This is a genomic window from Streptomyces sp. NPDC020898 (genome assembly GCF_044333925.1).
In the GTDB taxonomy this organism is placed as follows: domain Bacteria; phylum Actinomycetota; class Actinomycetes; order Streptomycetales; family Streptomycetaceae; genus Streptomyces.
The window spans coordinates 290,662-305,910 of the sequence record NZ_JBIRRV010000006.1 but is presented as its reverse complement, the minus strand read 5'-3'; the positions used below and the strand labels follow the sequence as shown (position 1 = coordinate 305,910).

At 70.6% G+C, this 15,249-nt stretch carries 15 protein-coding genes; 4 read left to right on the top strand and 11 right to left on the bottom strand.

Annotation, left to right across the window (positions count from 1 at the left end; all coding sequences use genetic code 11):
- Positions 1-114 precede the first annotated feature (114 nt).
- Positions 115-630, top strand: coding sequence for a hypothetical protein (locus tag ACH4TV_RS21240; RefSeq protein ID WP_398400246.1), 516 nt, complete (start codon positions 115-117; stop codon positions 628-630).
- A 139-nt stretch (positions 631-769) separates the two neighbouring features.
- Positions 770-1,432 (top strand): zf-HC2 domain-containing protein, encoded by a 663-nt coding sequence (locus ACH4TV_RS21235; RefSeq protein ID WP_398400244.1) that lies wholly within the window; start codon positions 770-772, stop codon positions 1,430-1,432.
- Positions 1,433-1,447: 15 nt separating this feature from the next.
- Here ACH4TV_RS21235 and ACH4TV_RS21230 read toward each other — a convergent pair whose 3' ends face one another.
- The 3 genes from ACH4TV_RS21230 to ACH4TV_RS21220 form a co-directional block, all read right to left on the bottom strand.
- On the bottom strand, positions 1,448-2,311 hold the full coding sequence (locus ACH4TV_RS21230) for an Fpg/Nei family DNA glycosylase (RefSeq protein WP_398400242.1): 864 nt from the start codon (positions 2,309-2,311) through the stop codon (positions 1,448-1,450).
- Positions 2,312-2,342: 31 nt separating this feature from the next.
- Complete coding sequence (locus ACH4TV_RS21225) at positions 2,343-4,430, bottom strand: SpoIIE family protein phosphatase (protein ID WP_398400240.1); 2,088 nt, start codon at positions 4,428-4,430, stop codon at positions 2,343-2,345.
- A 64-nt stretch (positions 4,431-4,494) separates the two neighbouring features.
- Complete coding sequence (locus ACH4TV_RS21220) at positions 4,495-4,755, bottom strand: hypothetical protein (protein ID WP_398400239.1); 261 nt, start codon at positions 4,753-4,755, stop codon at positions 4,495-4,497.
- 88 nt (positions 4,756-4,843) lie between these two features.
- Here ACH4TV_RS21220 and ACH4TV_RS21215 point away from each other — a divergent pair, with 88 nt between their 5' ends.
- Positions 4,844-6,268: a lipase maturation factor family protein gene (locus ACH4TV_RS21215; RefSeq protein ID WP_398400237.1), complete on the top strand. Its 1,425-nt coding sequence runs from the start codon at positions 4,844-4,846 to the stop codon at positions 6,266-6,268.
- On the opposite strand, the gene ACH4TV_RS21210 is transcribed toward ACH4TV_RS21215, so the two are convergent.
- The 8 genes from ACH4TV_RS21210 to ACH4TV_RS21175 all read right to left on the bottom strand — a co-directional run bounded on the left by ACH4TV_RS21210 (position 6,256) and on the right by ACH4TV_RS21175 (position 14,321).
- Positions 6,256-7,092, bottom strand: coding sequence for an amidohydrolase family protein (locus ACH4TV_RS21210; protein WP_398400235.1), 837 nt, complete (start codon positions 7,090-7,092; stop codon positions 6,256-6,258). The two genes, ACH4TV_RS21215 and ACH4TV_RS21210, sit on opposite strands and share 13 nt — an antisense overlap.
- A complete protein-coding gene (locus tag ACH4TV_RS21205; RefSeq protein ID WP_398400233.1) occupies positions 7,089-7,403 on the bottom strand; it encodes an L-rhamnose mutarotase in 315 nt (104 codons plus the stop codon). The genes ACH4TV_RS21210 and ACH4TV_RS21205 overlap by 4 nt, the downstream gene beginning before the upstream one ends.
- A complete protein-coding gene (locus ACH4TV_RS21200) occupies positions 7,400-8,371 on the bottom strand; it encodes an aldo/keto reductase (RefSeq protein WP_398400735.1) in 972 nt (323 codons plus the stop codon). The genes ACH4TV_RS21205 and ACH4TV_RS21200 overlap by 4 nt, the downstream gene beginning before the upstream one ends.
- Positions 8,372-8,403: 32 nt before the next feature.
- Positions 8,404-9,159 carry an SDR family NAD(P)-dependent oxidoreductase gene (locus ACH4TV_RS21195; protein WP_398400231.1) on the bottom strand — a complete coding sequence of 252 codons (756 nt, stop codon included), beginning with the start codon at positions 9,157-9,159 and terminating at the stop codon, positions 8,404-8,406.
- A complete protein-coding gene (locus ACH4TV_RS21190) occupies positions 9,156-10,496 on the bottom strand; it encodes an L-fuconate dehydratase (protein WP_398400229.1) in 1,341 nt (446 codons plus the stop codon). Before ACH4TV_RS21190 ends, ACH4TV_RS21195 begins: the two co-directional genes overlap by 4 nt.
- A 189-nt stretch (positions 10,497-10,685) precedes the next feature.
- Entirely contained in the window at positions 10,686-11,711 is a 1,026-nt protein-coding gene (locus ACH4TV_RS21185; RefSeq protein WP_398400226.1) for an ABC transporter permease, read from the bottom strand.
- Positions 11,704-13,242: a sugar ABC transporter ATP-binding protein gene (locus ACH4TV_RS21180; protein WP_398400224.1), complete on the bottom strand. Its 1,539-nt coding sequence runs from the start codon at positions 13,240-13,242 to the stop codon at positions 11,704-11,706. Before ACH4TV_RS21180 ends, ACH4TV_RS21185 begins: the two co-directional genes overlap by 8 nt.
- Positions 13,242-14,321: a sugar ABC transporter substrate-binding protein gene (locus ACH4TV_RS21175; RefSeq protein ID WP_398400222.1), complete on the bottom strand. Its 1,080-nt coding sequence runs from the start codon at positions 14,319-14,321 to the stop codon at positions 13,242-13,244. The genes ACH4TV_RS21180 and ACH4TV_RS21175 overlap by 1 nt, the downstream gene beginning before the upstream one ends.
- A gap of 166 nt (positions 14,322-14,487) precedes the next feature.
- Here ACH4TV_RS21175 and ACH4TV_RS21170 point away from each other — a divergent pair, with 166 nt between their 5' ends.
- Complete coding sequence (locus ACH4TV_RS21170) at positions 14,488-15,210, top strand: FadR/GntR family transcriptional regulator (RefSeq protein ID WP_398400220.1); 723 nt, start codon at positions 14,488-14,490, stop codon at positions 15,208-15,210.
- The last annotated feature ends 39 nt before the right edge of the window (positions 15,211-15,249 follow it).

Below are 15,249 nucleotides of genomic sequence, written 5' to 3'. Positions count from 1 at the left end.
TTGCTGACGACCATGGTTGGGCAATCAGCTGTCTTCATCCGTGCGCCGGACTGGTCGACAGTCCCGGAGGCCCGGGGCCGGGCGACGCGCACGCACCGAGGAAGGCAGGAAGGGATGCTCCACAGAGGTCAAGAGAGCACGGACGGCACCGGCGGGGGCGAACTCACCGTCCCCATGGCCTGGTTGTACGCCGAGTACATCGCCGACGAGCTCCTGCGGACGGGCGACCTGATGCCGCCGACGTCCTTCGAGTTCCGCGCGGGTCGGGACGCGCTGGCACTCACCATCTTCCTGTCCGACACCAGCGGTGAACTCTCGGGCATCCGGGTCATCACTCAACTGGAGAAGTGGCTTTCGCTGACGGCGTACGACCAGCCCTGGCAGGACTGGGTCCGTGAACGTATCTCCAGGTTGGCGGCCGACGCACTCGAATCGAGGGCGCCGGCACCCGACTTGGACCTGGCTGCCGCCGCCTGGCGGTGGCTGGAGGAGACCGAGCTGCTCGCGCCGGACCTGGACGCCGTACCGGGGGGCGGGCCCGTGCTCGGTGAGGACGACGGACCGAAGGTGTGGACCCCGGCCTGGCGGCTGGGACTGCCTCTCGGTCATCTGGCGATCCATCTTTTTTAGAATCCGACCAATCCGCGGTCCCCTCCGCTCCGAACGCCTTAGGTCTCGATTCGGTATGGCGCTTGAATGATTCCGCTGTCCGGTGCGTACCGGTGGTAGCAACACCACCCCACCCGTACCATCGGCACGAGGATTCGGCATGAGGTCCCTGGAACGGCATCGCGACGTCGGCGCATACGCGCTCGGCGTGCTCGACGAGGCGGACGCCTTCCGCTTCGAGGACCACCTCATGGAGTGCCCCCAGTGCGCGGTCCATGTGACCGAATTCGGGGCCGCCACACGGCAGTTGCTGCTGTATCGGCGGGCCACGCCGCACTCCGTGCACCCCATGGCCCAACCCGGTCCCAGGCTTCTGGACCGGCTGCTCGGCGAAGTCGCGAACCGGCAGCGGGCCGGCCGGCGGCGCCTGCTGTTCGCCGTGGCCGCCGCGGTCGTGTTCGCCGTGGCCGGGCCCGGCGTCGCGATCATGGCGAGCAACGGCGACGGCGACGCGGACCGGACGCAGCAGCTCGCCGCGACCGACGAACGCTCGGGCGTCTGGGCACAGGTCACCAGCGAGAACACGGTCTGGGGCAGCCAGATCGAACTGAAGGTCAAGGACGGCGCAGGCCCCCGAGCCTGCCACCTGGTCGCCATCACGGACGACGGCAAGGAGGAGACGCTGACCAACTGGAACGTACCCGAGCACGACGCCCGCGAGAGCGTGATGATGGGCGCTTCGGCCTTCCACTCGGACCAGATCGACCGGTACGAGCTGCGCGCCGCGGACGGCCTGCACCTGGTGACGCTCGACGCCCCCTGACCAGCCTCGTACCGGCTACTTGAGCAGGCGTGACAGTCGGCGGTCCGCGAGCGGTCTACCGCCCGTCTGACAGGTCGGGCAGTACTGCAGCGAGGAGTCGCTGAACGAGACCTCCCGGACGGTGTCGCCGCACACCGGGCAGGGCTCGCCGGTCCGGCCGTGCACCCTCAGGCCGCTCTTCTTCTCCGCCTTCAGACGTCCGGCCGCCAGGCCCCGGGAACGCTCGACGGCCTCGGTGAGCGTCGTACGCAGGGCCTCGTACAACCGTCGGGTCTCCTCGGGCGTGAGCGAGGCGGCGAGTTTGAACGGGGACATCCGCGCGGCGTGCAGGATCTCGTCGCTGTAGGCGTTCCCCACCCCCGCGATCAGGCTCTGGTCGCGCAGCGCGCCCTTCAGCTGTCGCCGCTCCCCCGCCAGCAGCGCGGCGAGGCGTGCCTCGTCGAAGCCGTCGGCGAGAGGGTCCGGACCGAGGCGGGCCACGCCGGGCACCTCCTGCGGATCCCGTACGACGTACACCGCGAGGCGCTTCTGGGTGCCCGCCTCGGTGAGGTCGAAGCCCTCACCGGTCTCCAGGGCGACACGCAGCGCGAGCGGGCCTTTTCCGGGCTTCGGCGGGCCGTCCGGGAGACGGTCGCGCCAGTGCAGCCAGCCCGCGCGGGCCAGGTGGGTCACGAAGTGCAGGCCCCCGTCCGCGGCCAGGTCGAGGAACTTGCCGTGCCGGTGCACGGCGGTGACCTCGCGGCCTTCGAAGGCGGTGACCGGCGGGTCGTACGTCTTCAGGACGCTGATCGCGACGGGCAGCACGCGGACCACCTCATGACCCACGAGCCGGTCGGTCAGGAAGTCCTTGAGCGCCTCGACCTCGGGAAGTTCCGGCATACGTCCAGAGTGCCACCGCGGGCCGCCGCGCTCAGTTCGGGGACGGCACCACGAACTCGCACCACACGACCTTGCCGCCGCCCCGCGCCTCGACGCCCCACACGTCGGTGAGGAGGTCGACCAGGAGCAGACCGCGCCCCGAGACCCCGGACTCCCCTGCCTCCCGGCGCCGCGGCAGGGCGCTGGAGGGGTCCTCGACCTCGACCCGCAGCCGGCGTTCGGCGCCGCTGAGGACGCGCAAGGTGACGACCGCCGAGCCCTCGGTGTGCATCAGGGCGTTGGTGATCAGCTCGTCCGCGACCAGTTCGACCTCGTCGGCCTGCTCCCGGGCGCCCCAGGCCCGGACCGCCGCGCCGATCATGTGCCGGGCCTCGCTGAGCGCGTCCGGGTCACCGGGCGCGACGTGCTGCTGGAGGCGCCCGCCGGACTGGACGGCGGCCAGACCCCGGCGGCGCAGGAGCAGCAGGGCCACGTCGTCGTCACCGCCCCGCTCGTCGGCCACCTCGATGAGGCGGTCGGCCAGTTCCCAGGCGCTCTCCGGGCCGGCGGTGATGAGCGCCCTGAGGGTCCGCAGCCCGTCGTCGAGGTCGGCGCCGGGCTCCTCGATGAGCCCGTCGGTGCACAGCACCAGGGTCTCTCCGGGGTCCAGTTCGAGGGTGCCCACCGGGTAGGCGAGGCGCCCGAACTCGGCGGAGAGGCCGAGCGGCAGCCCACCGTCGACCGGGACGCGGCGGCAGGTGCCGTCGGCGCGCCGGACCAGCGGGTCGAGATGCCCGGCCCGGACCACCTGGACCACCCCGGTGGACAGGTCGGCCTCCGCGTACAGGCAGGTCGCGAAGCGGTCGGTGTCCAGTTCGTGCAGGAAGACGGAGGCACGGGCCATCACGGTGGCGGGCGGATGCCCCTCGGCCGCGTAGGCCTTCAGGACGATCCGCAGCTGGCCCATGACGGCGGCGGCGTGCGTGTCGTGCCCCTGGACGTCCCCGATGACCGCGCCGACCCGGCCGCCCGGCAGCGGGATCACGTCGTACCAGTCGCCGCCGATGTCCCGGCCGAGCTGCCCGCCGGAGGAGGCGGCGCGGTAGCGGACGGCGATGTCGGCGCCGGGCACGCTGGGGATGGAGCGCGGCAGCATGGCCTGCTGGAGGCCCTGGGCGAGGTCCTTCTCCTGCTCGTAGAGCATGGCCCGCTGGAGGCTCTGCGCGATGCTCGTGCCGAGCGCGACGAGCACGGCCCGGTCCTCTGCCGAGAAGCCGTGCCGGTCGTTGTAGAGCAGGCCCATCGCGCCGATCGGCCGGGCCTGCGCGATGAGCGGCAGATAGGCGGCCGAGGTGATGTTCAGATCGGTGAGATGCGGCCACAGGATCGGATACCCGGCCGCGAACTCCTCCGGCGACTCGATGAAACGCGGGCTGAGGGTCCGTACGACGTCGCCCATCGGGTAGGGCTCGTCGATGCGGGTGATGCGGGTGCCGGGCACGGAGGCGCCCGCGGGGCCCTCGGCGACCAGCCGGATGCGGCCGGCCTCGACCAGGCCCATGACCAGGCTGGCCGCTCCGAGGTGCGGGACGGCGTGGGAGTCCGTGAGGACGTCGATGACGTCCTCGACGGTGCGGGCGTGCGCGAGGGCCGCCGTGATGACCTGCACGACGTTGGTCTGGCGGCGCCGGGCCTCGTCCTGGGCTGCCTGTTCGGTGCGGGCCTGGCTGTCCTGCAGCTCCTGGGTGGCGTCCCGGACAATGCCGATGACCCGGCGCGGGCGGCCCGTCTCGTCGCGGCGGATGTAGCCCTGGGTGTGGGTCCAGCGCAGGGTGCCGTCGCGGCGCCGGAGGCGGAAGTAGGCGCCGTAGTTCTCGCTGCCGTCCTTCATGGCCTCGGAGACCACGGAGTCGAGCCGGAGGCCCTCCATCCGGGGCACCCGCACGCCCAGGCTCTCGGGGTGTCCGTCGTATTCGTCGGGCCGCAGATCGAAGATCTGGTGTGCGAGCGCGTCCATGTGGAACAGACCGGCGTCCAGGTCCCAGTCGAATGTCCCCATGCGGTTGAGCGCCAGAATCGGATCCGGGTGGGCGGGCCAGTCGTCCGGGAGTGACAGGGCGCTCGCTCCCCGATCAGCCATGGGCCCACCTTGCCAGTGTTCGGCTGATTCTTCGACTTGTCCGACGTCTTTTGTCAGGCCGCGCTCACTCGCCGAGGCCCTCGCAGGGATCGTAGGAGCCGTACGCGGTGCTGGTCTCGTCGGGGATCAGGCCGCCGCCGTCGGGGAGGTCGGGGATCTCCGGGACGCGGTCGGGGCCGATCTCGTCGCAGACGTCCCGGGAGGTACCGGCGTCGACGCCGAGGTCCTCCGGGGCCAGGATCTCCTCGCCCGGCGGGTCGCCGTCCCAGCCGCCGATGACGAGGGCTGCCGAGAGTGCGCAGACGGTGACAAGAGTTCGGTGCATTCCCCATTGTCTGCGTCGCCCACTCGGCGTACGCAAGCCGAGAACGGTCACCCAGCGTCACACTGGAGAGGAGAGAGGAGCGGTTCACGTGGACTGGTTCACCACATCCGACTACTGGCTGAGCCGCGTGGTCTTCCAGCGCGGGCTGGCCTGCGTGTACCTCGTGGCGTTCCTGGGCGCCGCCCTCCAGTTCCGGGCGCTGATCGGCGAGCGGGGCATGCTGCCGGTCCCCCGGCTGGTCGCCCATGTGCCGTTCAGGCAGGCGCCGAGTGTGTTCCAACTCCACTACTCCGACCGCTTCTTCGCCGTCTGGTCCTGGACGGGCTGTGCGGTGTCGGTGGCGCTGCTCGCGGGGCTGGACTCCCGACTGCCGCTCTGGGCGGGCATGTTGCTGTGGCTGCTGCCGTGGGCGATGTATCTGTCGATCGTCAACGTGGGCCAGACCTGGTACGGCTTCGGCTGGGAGTCGCTGCTCCTGGAGGTGGGCTTCCTCGCCGTGTTCCTGGGCAACGACGAGGTCGCGCCCCCGATTGTCGTGCTGTTCCTGCTGCGTTGGATCCTGTTCCGCGTCGAGTTCGGCGCCGGGCTGATCAAGATGCGCGGCGACGCGTGCTGGCGAAAGCTGACCTGCCTGGACTACCACCACGAGACGCAGCCGATGCCGGGCCCGCTGAGCTGGTTCTTCCACCACCTGCCGAGGCCGGTGCACCGGATCGAGACAGCGGCCAACCACTTCATCCAACTCGCCGTGCCCGTCCTGCTGTTCACCCCGCACCCCGTCTCGACCGCGGCGGCATGCCTGATGATCGTCACCCAGTTGTGGCTGGTCCTGTCGGGCAACTTCTCCTGGCTGAACTGGATCACGATCGTGCTGGCCCTGTCGGCGGTACGCCTGCCGGGCACGGCGCCGGTCTCGCTCCCGGCCACCCCGCTCTGGTACGAGGTCGTCGTCCTGGCCGTCGCCACGGCGCTGGTGGCCCTCAGCTACCGTCCGGTCCGCAACATGCTCTCCCGCCGCCAGGTCATGAACCGCTCCTTCGACCCGCTCCATCTGGTCAACTCCTACGGCGCGTTCGGCAGCGTCAGCCGTATCCGGTACGAGGTGGTCGTCGAGGGCACGTCCGACGAGGTGGCGCGTGAGGACTCCGACTGGCGGGAGTACGAGTTCAAGGGCAAGCCGGGTGAACCGGGGCGCTGGCCACGCCAGTTCGCGCCGTACCATCTGCGGCTCGACTGGATGATGTGGTTCGCCGCGCTGTCGCCCGCGTACGCCGGGTCGTGGTTCGGCCCGATGGTCGAACGGCTCCTGGAGAACGACCGCGACACGCTCAAACTGCTGCGCCGCTCTCCTTTCCCCGCCGACGCGCCGCCCCGGTACATCAGGGCTCGCCTCTTCCGCTACCGCTTCACGACCTGGCGCGAACTGCGGGCCACGGGTGCGTGCTGGGAGCGGGTGTACGTACGGGAGTTCATGCCGCCGACGCGTCTGGCCGGGTCTGCTCAGAGGTCGTAGACGCGGGTCGCGGTACCCGTGAAGACCTGCTCGCGCTCGCCCGTGCCGAGGGAGGCCGTCAACTCCTCGGCCAGCGACACCACTTGGCCGTACGACGCCGCCAGTGTGCACACCGGCCAGTCCGAACCGAACATCAGCCGGCCGGGGCCGAAGGCGTCCAGGACCGTGTCCGCGTACGGGCGCAGGTCGCCGGGCGTCCAGGAGGCGTGGTCGGCCTCGGTGACCAGGCCGGAGAGCTTGCAGACCGTGTTGGGGAGCGCGGCGAGTGCGCGGACGGCGGTCGCCCAGAGTTCGAGACGGCCGTCGGCGACCGGGGGCTTGCCGAGGTGGTCGAGGACGAAGGTGAGGCCGGGATGGTTCTCGGCCGCCTTGACGCACGCGGGGAGTTGGTGCGGGAGGACGATCAGGTCGTACACCAGGTCCGCTTCGGCGAGGGCGGCAAGGCCACGGCGTACGTCCGGGCGCAGCAGCCACTCCGGATCCGGCTCGCCCTGGACCTGGTGGCGGATGCCCTTCAGGTACGCGCCGCCGGGGAGTTCACACAGCCGGGCCAGTTCGTCGGCGATGTCGGTACGGATCAGGTCCGTCCAGCCGACGACACCCGCGATCAGCTCCTGCTGCGCCGCGAGGGCCAGGAACTCCGGGGTCTCCTCGGGCACGGTGATCGTCTGGACGAGGATCGTGCGGTCGACTCCGGCCGCGTGGGCCTCGGGCGCGAGGTCCTCCATGGTGAAGTCCCGCCGCAGCAGGCTGCCTTCGGCGATCCAGTCCTGGTCCCGGGCCGCCAGATCCCACACGTGGTGGTGCGCGTCCACGATCGTCACGGCAGCTCCCAGACGACCGGCAGGCCCGACTCCGCGCCCTCGGCGGAGTAGTCGTGCACGACGTCCAGAAGTTCGGCCATCCGGGCCTGCCAGGCCATGTTGACCGGAAGTTTCACCAACTCGGCGAGGAGCCGGGCGTAGTCCTCGCACTCCAGGACGTGGAAGAGGTCGGTGCCGCTGCGCCAGATCGTCCAGGAGGTGGCACCGGCGGCGCGGATCGCGTCGGTGAGCTCGACAGGGACCTCGCGGTGGGCGGCGTCGTACTCCGTGACGCGGTCGGCGCGGACCCTGGTGTGCAGGGCGACTCTCATGACGGCTCCTCGGCGGACAGCAGGCCGGTGTCCTTCAGTTCCTGCCAGAAGGCCTCGGGCACGGGCGAGGCGAACTGCTCGGCGCAGTCCCGGACTTCGGCCGCCGTACGGGTGCCGACAAGGACGCTCGCGACGGCCGGATGGGCCGCGCAGAAGGCCAGGGCGGCCGCGCGCAGGGTGATGCCGTGGCGGCCGGCGACGGACTGCATGCGCAGGGCGCGGTCCAGCAACTCGCCTGGCGCCTCGGCGTAGTTGTACGTCGCCCCGGGCCTCGGGTCCGCGAGCAGACCGGAGTTGAAGGCGCCGCCGATCACCACCGACGTACCGCGGGACACGGCCGCGGGCAGCAGTTCGGTGAGCGCGCTCCGGTCGAGGAGGGTGTAGCGGCCGCCGCACAGGACCACGTCGACGTCCGTGTCCCGGACGAAGCGGGTGAGCATCTCCGCCTGGTTCATGCCCGCGCCGATCGCGCGGACGACGCCTTCCGAGCGGAGCTTCTCCAGAGCCGGGTAGGCCTCACGGAAGGCTTCCTCGGCGTGGTCGTCGGGGTCGTGGAGGTAGACGACGTCGACGTGGTCGAGGCCGAGCCGCTCCAGGCTCGCCTCCAGTGTGCGGCGTACGCCGTCGGCGCTGAAGTCCCAGACGCGGTGGTGGATGGCGGGGACCGCGAAGCCGTTGGCGAGGTCGTCGCCCGTCGGGGCAGCGGCCGGTTCCAGGCGGCGGCCGACCTTCGTGGAGATGGTGTACGCCGAGCGAGGGTGCTCGCGCAGGGCGGCGCCTAGGCGGCGTTCGGACAGGCCGATGCCGTAGTGCGGGGCGGTGTCGAAGTAGCGGATGCCCGCGTCCCAGGCGGCGGACACCGCGTCGTGCGCCTGATCGTCGGTGACCTCGGTGAAGAGGTTGCCGATGGCGGCGGCGCCGAAAGCCAGGCCGGTGACCTCGACACCGCTGCGGCCGAGCGCACGCACCGGCATGGGTGCGGGAGAGCTTTCCGGCGTGCTCACTGGGCCGCCGGGCGCAGTCGCAGGCCCTGCATGCCGCCGTCGACGGCGAGTGCCGTGCCGCTGGTGGCGCCGGACAGGGGGCTCGCCAAGTAGGCGATGGCGCCCGCGACTTCGGCGGCCGAGACCAGACGGCCGGTGGGCTGGCGGGCCGCCAGTGCGGCGCGTTCGGCGGCCGGGTCGGGGGCAGCGTCGAGGAGGCGGCCGACCCACGGGGTGTCGACCGTGCCGGGGTTGACGCAGTTCACCCGGACGCCCTCGCGGACGTGGTCGGCGGCCATGGCCAGGGTGAGCGAGTACACGGCGCCCTTGGTGGCGCTGTACAGGGCGCGCTGCGGCAGGCCCGCCGTGGCCGCGATGGAGCAGGTGTTCACGATGGCGGCGTGCGCCGAGTTCCGCAGGTGGGGCAGCGCGGCGCGGGCGACGCGGACCATGCCGAGCACGTTGACGTCGAAGACGCGGTGCCACTGCTCGTCGTCGTTGTCCTCGACGGTGCCCTGGGCGCCGATCCCGGCGTTGTTGACCAGTACGTCGAGGCCGCCGAGGTCGGCGACAGCGGCGGCCACCGCCTCCCGTACGGACGCGTCGTCGGTGACGTCGGCCCGGTAGCCGAGCAGCGGCTTGTCGACCGACGACGGGTCCAGGTCGAGTACGGCGACCTGCGCGCCGCGCGCCGCCAGTAGCTCCGCCGCGGCCCGGCCGATGCCGGACGCGCCGCCTGTGACCAGCGCCTTGAGACCCTCGAAGTCGGTCATGCGGCCTGCTCCTTCTCCGTCGCCAGGTCGGCGGCCCAGAAGGTGCCGCCGGGGAACGTGAACTCCGCGATGGACTCCGGCCGCATGGTCGCGGAGAAGCCCGGCGCGACCGGTGCCTGGTAATGACCTTGCCTGATCACCACGGGATCGAGGAAGTGGCCGTGCAGATGATCGACGTACTCGATGACCCGGTTCTCGGTCGTGCCGGCCAGCGCGACGTAGTCGAACATCGACAGGTGCTGGACGAGTTCGCACAGGCCGACGCCGCCCGCGTGCGGGCAGACGGGGACGCCGAACTTGGCCGCGAGGAGCAGGATGGCGAGGTTCTCGTTGACGCCGCCGACGCGGGCCGCGTCGATCTGCACGATGTCGAGGGCGTCGGCCTGGAGGAGCTGTTTGAAGACGACCCGGTTCTGCACGTGCTCGCCGGTGGCGACCTTGACAGGGGCGACGGCCCGGCGGATCGCCGCGTGGCCGAGGATGTCGTCGGGGCTGGTGGGCTCCTCGATCCAGTAGGGGTCGAACTCGGCGAGCGCCTTGGTCCAGCGGATCGCCTCGTCGACGTCCCAGCGCTGGTTGGCGTCGATCGCCATGCGGATGTCGGGTCCGACGACGCGGCGGGCGACGCGGCAGCGCCGTATGTCGTCCTCGAGGTCCGCTCCGACCTTGAGCTTGATCTGTGTGAAGCCGTCGGCGACGGCCTCGGCGGCGAGCCGGGTGAGCTTCTCGTCGTCGTAGCCGAGCCAGCCGGCGGAGGTGGTGTAGGCGGGGAAGCCCTTCGCCAGCAGTTCCGCCGTGCGTTCGGCGGCGCCCTCCCGGCCTCGGCGCAGCAGGTCGAGGGCTTCCTCGGGGGTGAGCGCGTCGGTGAGGTAGCGGAAGTCGATCTGCCGTACCAGCCACTCGGGTTCGGCCTCGGCGAGCAGCTGCCACAGGGGCTGACCTGCCCGTTTGGCGGCGAGATCCCACACTGCGTTGATGACAGCGCCGATCGCCATGTGCATCACGCCCTTCTCGGGTCCGAGCCAGCGCAGCTGGCTGTCGCCGATCAGGTCGCGGTTGAGGGTGCCCGGGTCCGCGCACAGCTCGTCGACGGACCGGCCGATCACATGCCCGCGCAGTGCGTCGATGGCGGCGACCTGGACCTCGTTGCCCCGCCCGATGGTGAAGGTGAATCCGTGCCCCTCGTGCCCGTCGGCCGCGTCGGTACGCAGCACGACATAGGCCGCCGAGTAGTCGGGGTCCGGATTCATCGCGTCGGAGCCGTCGAGCTCCCGCGAGGTGGGAAACCGGATGTCGTAGGTGTCGACCGCGATGACGCGGGCGGGGATCGGGGACACGAAATGCCTTTCGGTCAGTGGCAGGGGCTCAGCGAGGGGAGCCTCAGGGGTACAGGTGGTGGGTGCGGAGGCTGAGGGAGCCTGGCTACTCGGGCGCGCTACCGCGCCCTTCAGGGGCGCGGGGAACTGCGCGACAAGCCCCCACCGCCCGCAGCCGACAAACTGCATATCCAGCCGAGCGCTCAGACATCAGTCCTGCGCCCGCCCTGTCGTCACACGCGCGATCATCAGCGCCACCAGAATGATCCCGCCGTAGATCGCCTGGATCCAGAACGACGGCACCTGGGCCAGAGTCAGCAGGTTCTGTACGACACCCAGCAGCAGGACACCGGTCAACGCACCGAACATCGTCCCCTTGCCGCCATCCAGGCTGATCCCCCCGATGACAGCCGCCGCGAACACGGTGAAGATCATGTTGTTGCCCTGGTTGGCGCTGATCGCGCCGACGTACCCGGTCTGCATGATCCCGCCGACAGCGGCGAGCGCGCCCGCGACGACGAACACCCCGAGCATCACCCGCTCGACCCGGATACCCGCGGCGCGCGCCGCGTCCGCGTTGCCGCCGATCGCGTACAGCGCGCGGCCGACGCGGTGGTACTTGAGCACGAGCCCGGCGACGGCGAAGCAGGCCCCGGCCACCCAGACCGACATGGGCACGTTGAGGAAGGTGGTGGTGGCGAGGGAGTAGAAGGAGTCGGGCATGCCGAACAGGGTCTTGCCCTTGGTCGCGCCGACCAGCAGCCCGCGCAGCACGATCAGCATCGCCAGCGTCACGATGAACGCGTTGAGCTTGAACTTGACGACCAGGACACCGTTGAACGCGCCGACCACCGCGCCGGCGACGACAACCGCCAACAGGGCGAGTACGGCGGGGAACTCGGTCCCCCACCCGGACTGGGCGACGGGCAGCACGAGCAGCGCGCCGACGGCCGGGGCGATGCCGACGACCGACTCCAGGGAGAGGTCGAACTTGCCGGTGATGAGGACCAGCGCCTCGGCGAGCACGACCATCGCGAGGGCGGCGGAGGCACCGAGGATCGAGATGAGGTTGCGTTCGGTGAGGAACGAGTCGTTGACGAACGTACCGAGCACCACGAGAAGCAACAGGGCGGGTACGAGGGCGAGTTCACGGGCGCGGCGGAGCAGTACGGTCTTGGCCGAACGCGGGTCCGGAGCCCGTAGGGGGGCGAGCGGCGGGGCCTTGGTGTCAGCCATGGTCCACTCCTTCGATGGAGGCGATCAGCTCGTGGTCGCGCCAGCCCGCCGGGTGTTCGGCGACGACGCGGCCGTGGAAGAGGACGAGGACGCGGTCGCAGCGGCGCAGGTCGTCCAGTTCGTCGGAGACGACCAGTACGGCGGTGCCGTCCTCGCGGGCGCTGTCCATGCGGGCGAGCAGGGACTCCTTCGACTTCACGTCGACGCCGGCGGTGGGGTTGATGAGGACCAGAAGTCTGGGGTCGGAGGCGAGGGCGCGGGCCATGACGACCTTCTGCGCGTTGCCGCCGGACAGGTCGGAGACGGGCTGCTCGGGGCCCTCGGCATGGATGTCGAGGCGTTCGATCAGCGCCGTGGCGAAGCCGCGTTTGCGGTCGCCGGAGACGAATCCGTAGCGGCCGAGGCGGTCCAGCACGCTCATGGTGGTGTTGTCGCCGATGGTCATGCCGGAGACCAGCCCCTGTTCGTGCCGGTCGCGCGGCACGCAGGCCACGCCCGCCTGCAGTGACGCCCGCACATCCCCGAACGGCAGCCGTGCGCCGTCGAGTCGGGCACTCCCGCCGGTCGGTGTGTGCAGTCCGGCGAAGGACTCGGCCAGCTCGATCTTGCCGCTGCCGCTGGACCCGGCGAGCCCGACGACCTCGCCGCGGCGAACGGTCAGGTCGACGTTCTCGTACGCCGGTGAGGTGAGCCCCTCGGCGGCCAGCAGCACCGGCGCCCCGCGCTCGACTCCCTTGGGTGTGAAGGCCTGTTCGGCGATCGACTCCCCGGCCATGGCCTCCACCAGGGCCTGGCGCGGGAGGTCGGCGACGGGGGCGGTGATGATCCAGCGGGCGTCCCGCAGGACGGTCACCGTCTGGCAGACCTCGTACACCTCCTGGAGGTGGTGCGAGATGAACAGGAAGGTGACGCCGGAGTCCTGGAGGGCGCGCATCCGGGTGAAGAGCCGGTCGATCTCCCGGCTGTCGAGCTGGGCGGTCGGTTCGTCGAGGACGATGAACCGGGCGCCGAAGCTCAACGCCCTGGCGATCTCCACCATTTGGCGGTCCTCGACCTTGAGGTCGGCGGTGCGGGCCTCCGGGTCGACGTGGACGTCCCAGGTGCCGAGGAGTTCGGCGGCCTCGGTGCGCAGCCGACGCCAGCTGATGACTCCGCCCCTGCCGGTGGGCTGCCGGTTGATGAAGAGGTTCTCGGCGACGGTCAACTCGGGGACGACGGTGGGCTTTTGATAGACGCAGGCCACCTTGGAGCGCCAGGCGTCGCGGTCCGCGAGCGGGGGCGCGGGCTCGCCGTCGAAGCGGACCGTGCCCTCGTCGGGTGCCTGGAGGCCGGTGAGGATGGTGACCAGGGTGGACTTGCCGGCGCCGTTGCGGCCGACGAGGGCGTGCGACTCACCCGGCAGGACGGTGAGTTGACCGTCCTGGAGTGCGGTGGTGGGACCGTACCGCTTGGTGATGCCGCGCGCCTCGACGAGGGGAACGGGGGGAGCGAGGGGGGTTACCGGGTTGTTCTCCCGTGGTTGGCTGCCCATCAGACCGTGTTGCCCCAGAGCGCGGCGTCGTCGACGTTGTCCTTGGTGACCAGGGGCGCGGGCAGCTGGTCCTCCAGGATTCCGCTGGGCAGCTTGACGATCGTGGAGTCGTGGTCGGTGGGGCCGGGCTGGAACGTCTTCCCCTCCATCGCCGCCTTGATGTAGTACATGCCGTACTTGGCGTAGAGGTCGGCGGGCTGCGAGACCGTCGCGTCGATCTCGCCCTTGCGGATGGCGTCGAACTCCTGGGAGATACCGTCGTTGGAGACGATCGTGATGTGCCCCGCCTCGCCGGTCTTCTTCAGCATCCCCTTGGACTTCAGGGTCTGCAGGGTGGGCGCGAGGTAGACGCCGCCGGCCTGCATGTAGATGCCCTTGATGTCCGGGTTGGCGTTGAGCAGCGTGTCCAGCTTGGAGGCCGCGGTGTCGGACTCCCACTTGGCCGGGATCTCCAGGACCTTGAGCTTCGGGAACTTCTCCTTCACACAGGCCCGGAACGCCTCCGACCGGTCACGCCCGTTCACGGACGCGAGATCGCCCATGATCTGCACGACCTTGCCCGACGTGATGTGCTCACCGAGGTACTCGCAGGCCTTCTCGCCGTACGCGACGTTGTTGGCGCGTACGACCATGGCGACCTTGCCCTTCTCGGGCGCCACGTCGACGGCGACCACGGGCACGCCCTTGCGCTCGGCCTGGTCGAGGCCGGCCTCGATGGCGGCGCTGTCCAGAGGCGCGACCACGAGTCCCTTCACACCCTGGTTGAGCTGGTTGTTGATGTCGGTGATCTGCTGCGAGGGGTCGCTGTTGGAGTTGACCGTCTTCAGCGCGTCGACACCCTCGGACTTGGCCATCTTCGGCACGTAGTCGTTGTACGACTGCCAGAACGGCGAGGTCAGCAGCGGCAGGATCACGCCGACCTTGCCCGTCCCGTCGCTGTCACCGCTGCCCGAGGCGACGGAGTCCTTGGTGCTGCCGCAGGCGGTGAGCACCAGGCCGGTACAGGCGGCCAGGGCCACCGCGCCGATGGTCCGGGACCTGACCCGCTTCTTCGGGTTCCGCACTGTTCTGTCAAGCATCTGGGTGGCTCCTCATTGAGCGTGGTCGAGCGGTTGACCGCATATTTATCAGACCACTTCCCGTTTAGAACACCCTCAGCGGCCAAATTTTCCTTGTTTCTGCCTGTAGTGGTCCGACCAACCTGCTGGTTAGACTGCGGCGCACCCGGCGACAGGAGGACACGGCGTGGACGAGATCCCGGTCACGAACGGGGAGGCCGCCCCACCGAAGGGCACCGTGACGCAGCGCGCCATAGAGCAGCTCAAGGCGATGATCGGCGGGGGCCGGCTGGAACCGGGGCAACGGCTGCCCACCGAGCGCGACCTCGCCGCCCAGCTGGGCATCTCCCGCAGCTCGATGCGGGAGGCGATCCGGGCGCTCACCGTCATGGGCGTACTGGAGCCCCGGCACGGCTCGGGCATCTACGTGACCCAGCTGGAGGCCGGCGACCTGCTGGAGACCTTCGGTGTGGTCGCGGACCTCTCGCGGGGCCCGCGGCTGGTCGAGCTGCTGGAGGTCCGGCGCATCCTGGAGTCGACGGCGACCGCCCTGGCCGCCGCCCGGATCACTCCGGACCAGCTCGCCGAGGTGGAGAAACACCTCACGGCGATGAACGCCACGGACGACCCGGAGGAGATCCTCGCCCACGATCTGGCCTTCCACCGCGAGATCGCCGGGGCCGCGGGCAACGACGCCATGGCCGCGATCCTGGAGGGCCTCTCCTCACGCACGTTCCGCGCCCGCGTCTGGCGCGGCTACCAGGAGGAGGGCGCCTTCGCCCGCACCCGCCGCGAGCACGCGGCCATCCACCGCGCCCTCGTCGCCCACGACCCGGAGGCCGCCCGAGCGGCAGCCGCGGCCCACGTGGGAGAGGTGGAGGAATGGCTGAGGTCCCAGCTCGAAACGTGAGCGCTCGCGCGGCGTCCGCCGCTGAGCCGGTACGAACCT

Bases quoted from the DNA above. Each gene is read 5' to 3' on its own strand.
- ACH4TV_RS21240 (WP_398400246.1), top strand. From the start codon at position 115: ATGCTCCACAGAGGTCAAGAGAGCACGGACGGCACCGGCGGGGGCGAA.
- ACH4TV_RS21235 (WP_398400244.1), top strand. From the start codon at position 770: ATGAGGTCCCTGGAACGGCATCGCGACGTCGGCGCATACGCGCTCGGC.
- ACH4TV_RS21230 (WP_398400242.1), bottom strand. From the start codon at position 2,311: ATGCCGGAACTTCCCGAGGTCGAGGCGCTCAAGGACTTCCTGACCGAC.
- ACH4TV_RS21225 (WP_398400240.1), bottom strand. From the start codon at position 4,430: ATGGCTGATCGGGGAGCGAGCGCCCTGTCACTCCCGGACGACTGGCCC.
- ACH4TV_RS21220 (WP_398400239.1), bottom strand. From the start codon at position 4,755: ATGCACCGAACTCTTGTCACCGTCTGCGCACTCTCGGCAGCCCTCGTC.
- ACH4TV_RS21205 (WP_398400233.1), bottom strand. From the start codon at position 7,403: ATGAGAGTCGCCCTGCACACCAGGGTCCGCGCCGACCGCGTCACGGAG.
- ACH4TV_RS21195 (WP_398400231.1), bottom strand. From the start codon at position 9,159: ATGACCGACTTCGAGGGTCTCAAGGCGCTGGTCACAGGCGGCGCGTCC.
- ACH4TV_RS21185 (WP_398400226.1), bottom strand. From the start codon at position 11,711: ATGGCTGACACCAAGGCCCCGCCGCTCGCCCCCCTACGGGCTCCGGAC.
- ACH4TV_RS21180 (WP_398400224.1), bottom strand. From the start codon at position 13,242: ATGGGCAGCCAACCACGGGAGAACAACCCGGTAACCCCCCTCGCTCCC.
- ACH4TV_RS21175 (WP_398400222.1), bottom strand. From the start codon at position 14,321: ATGCTTGACAGAACAGTGCGGAACCCGAAGAAGCGGGTCAGGTCCCGG.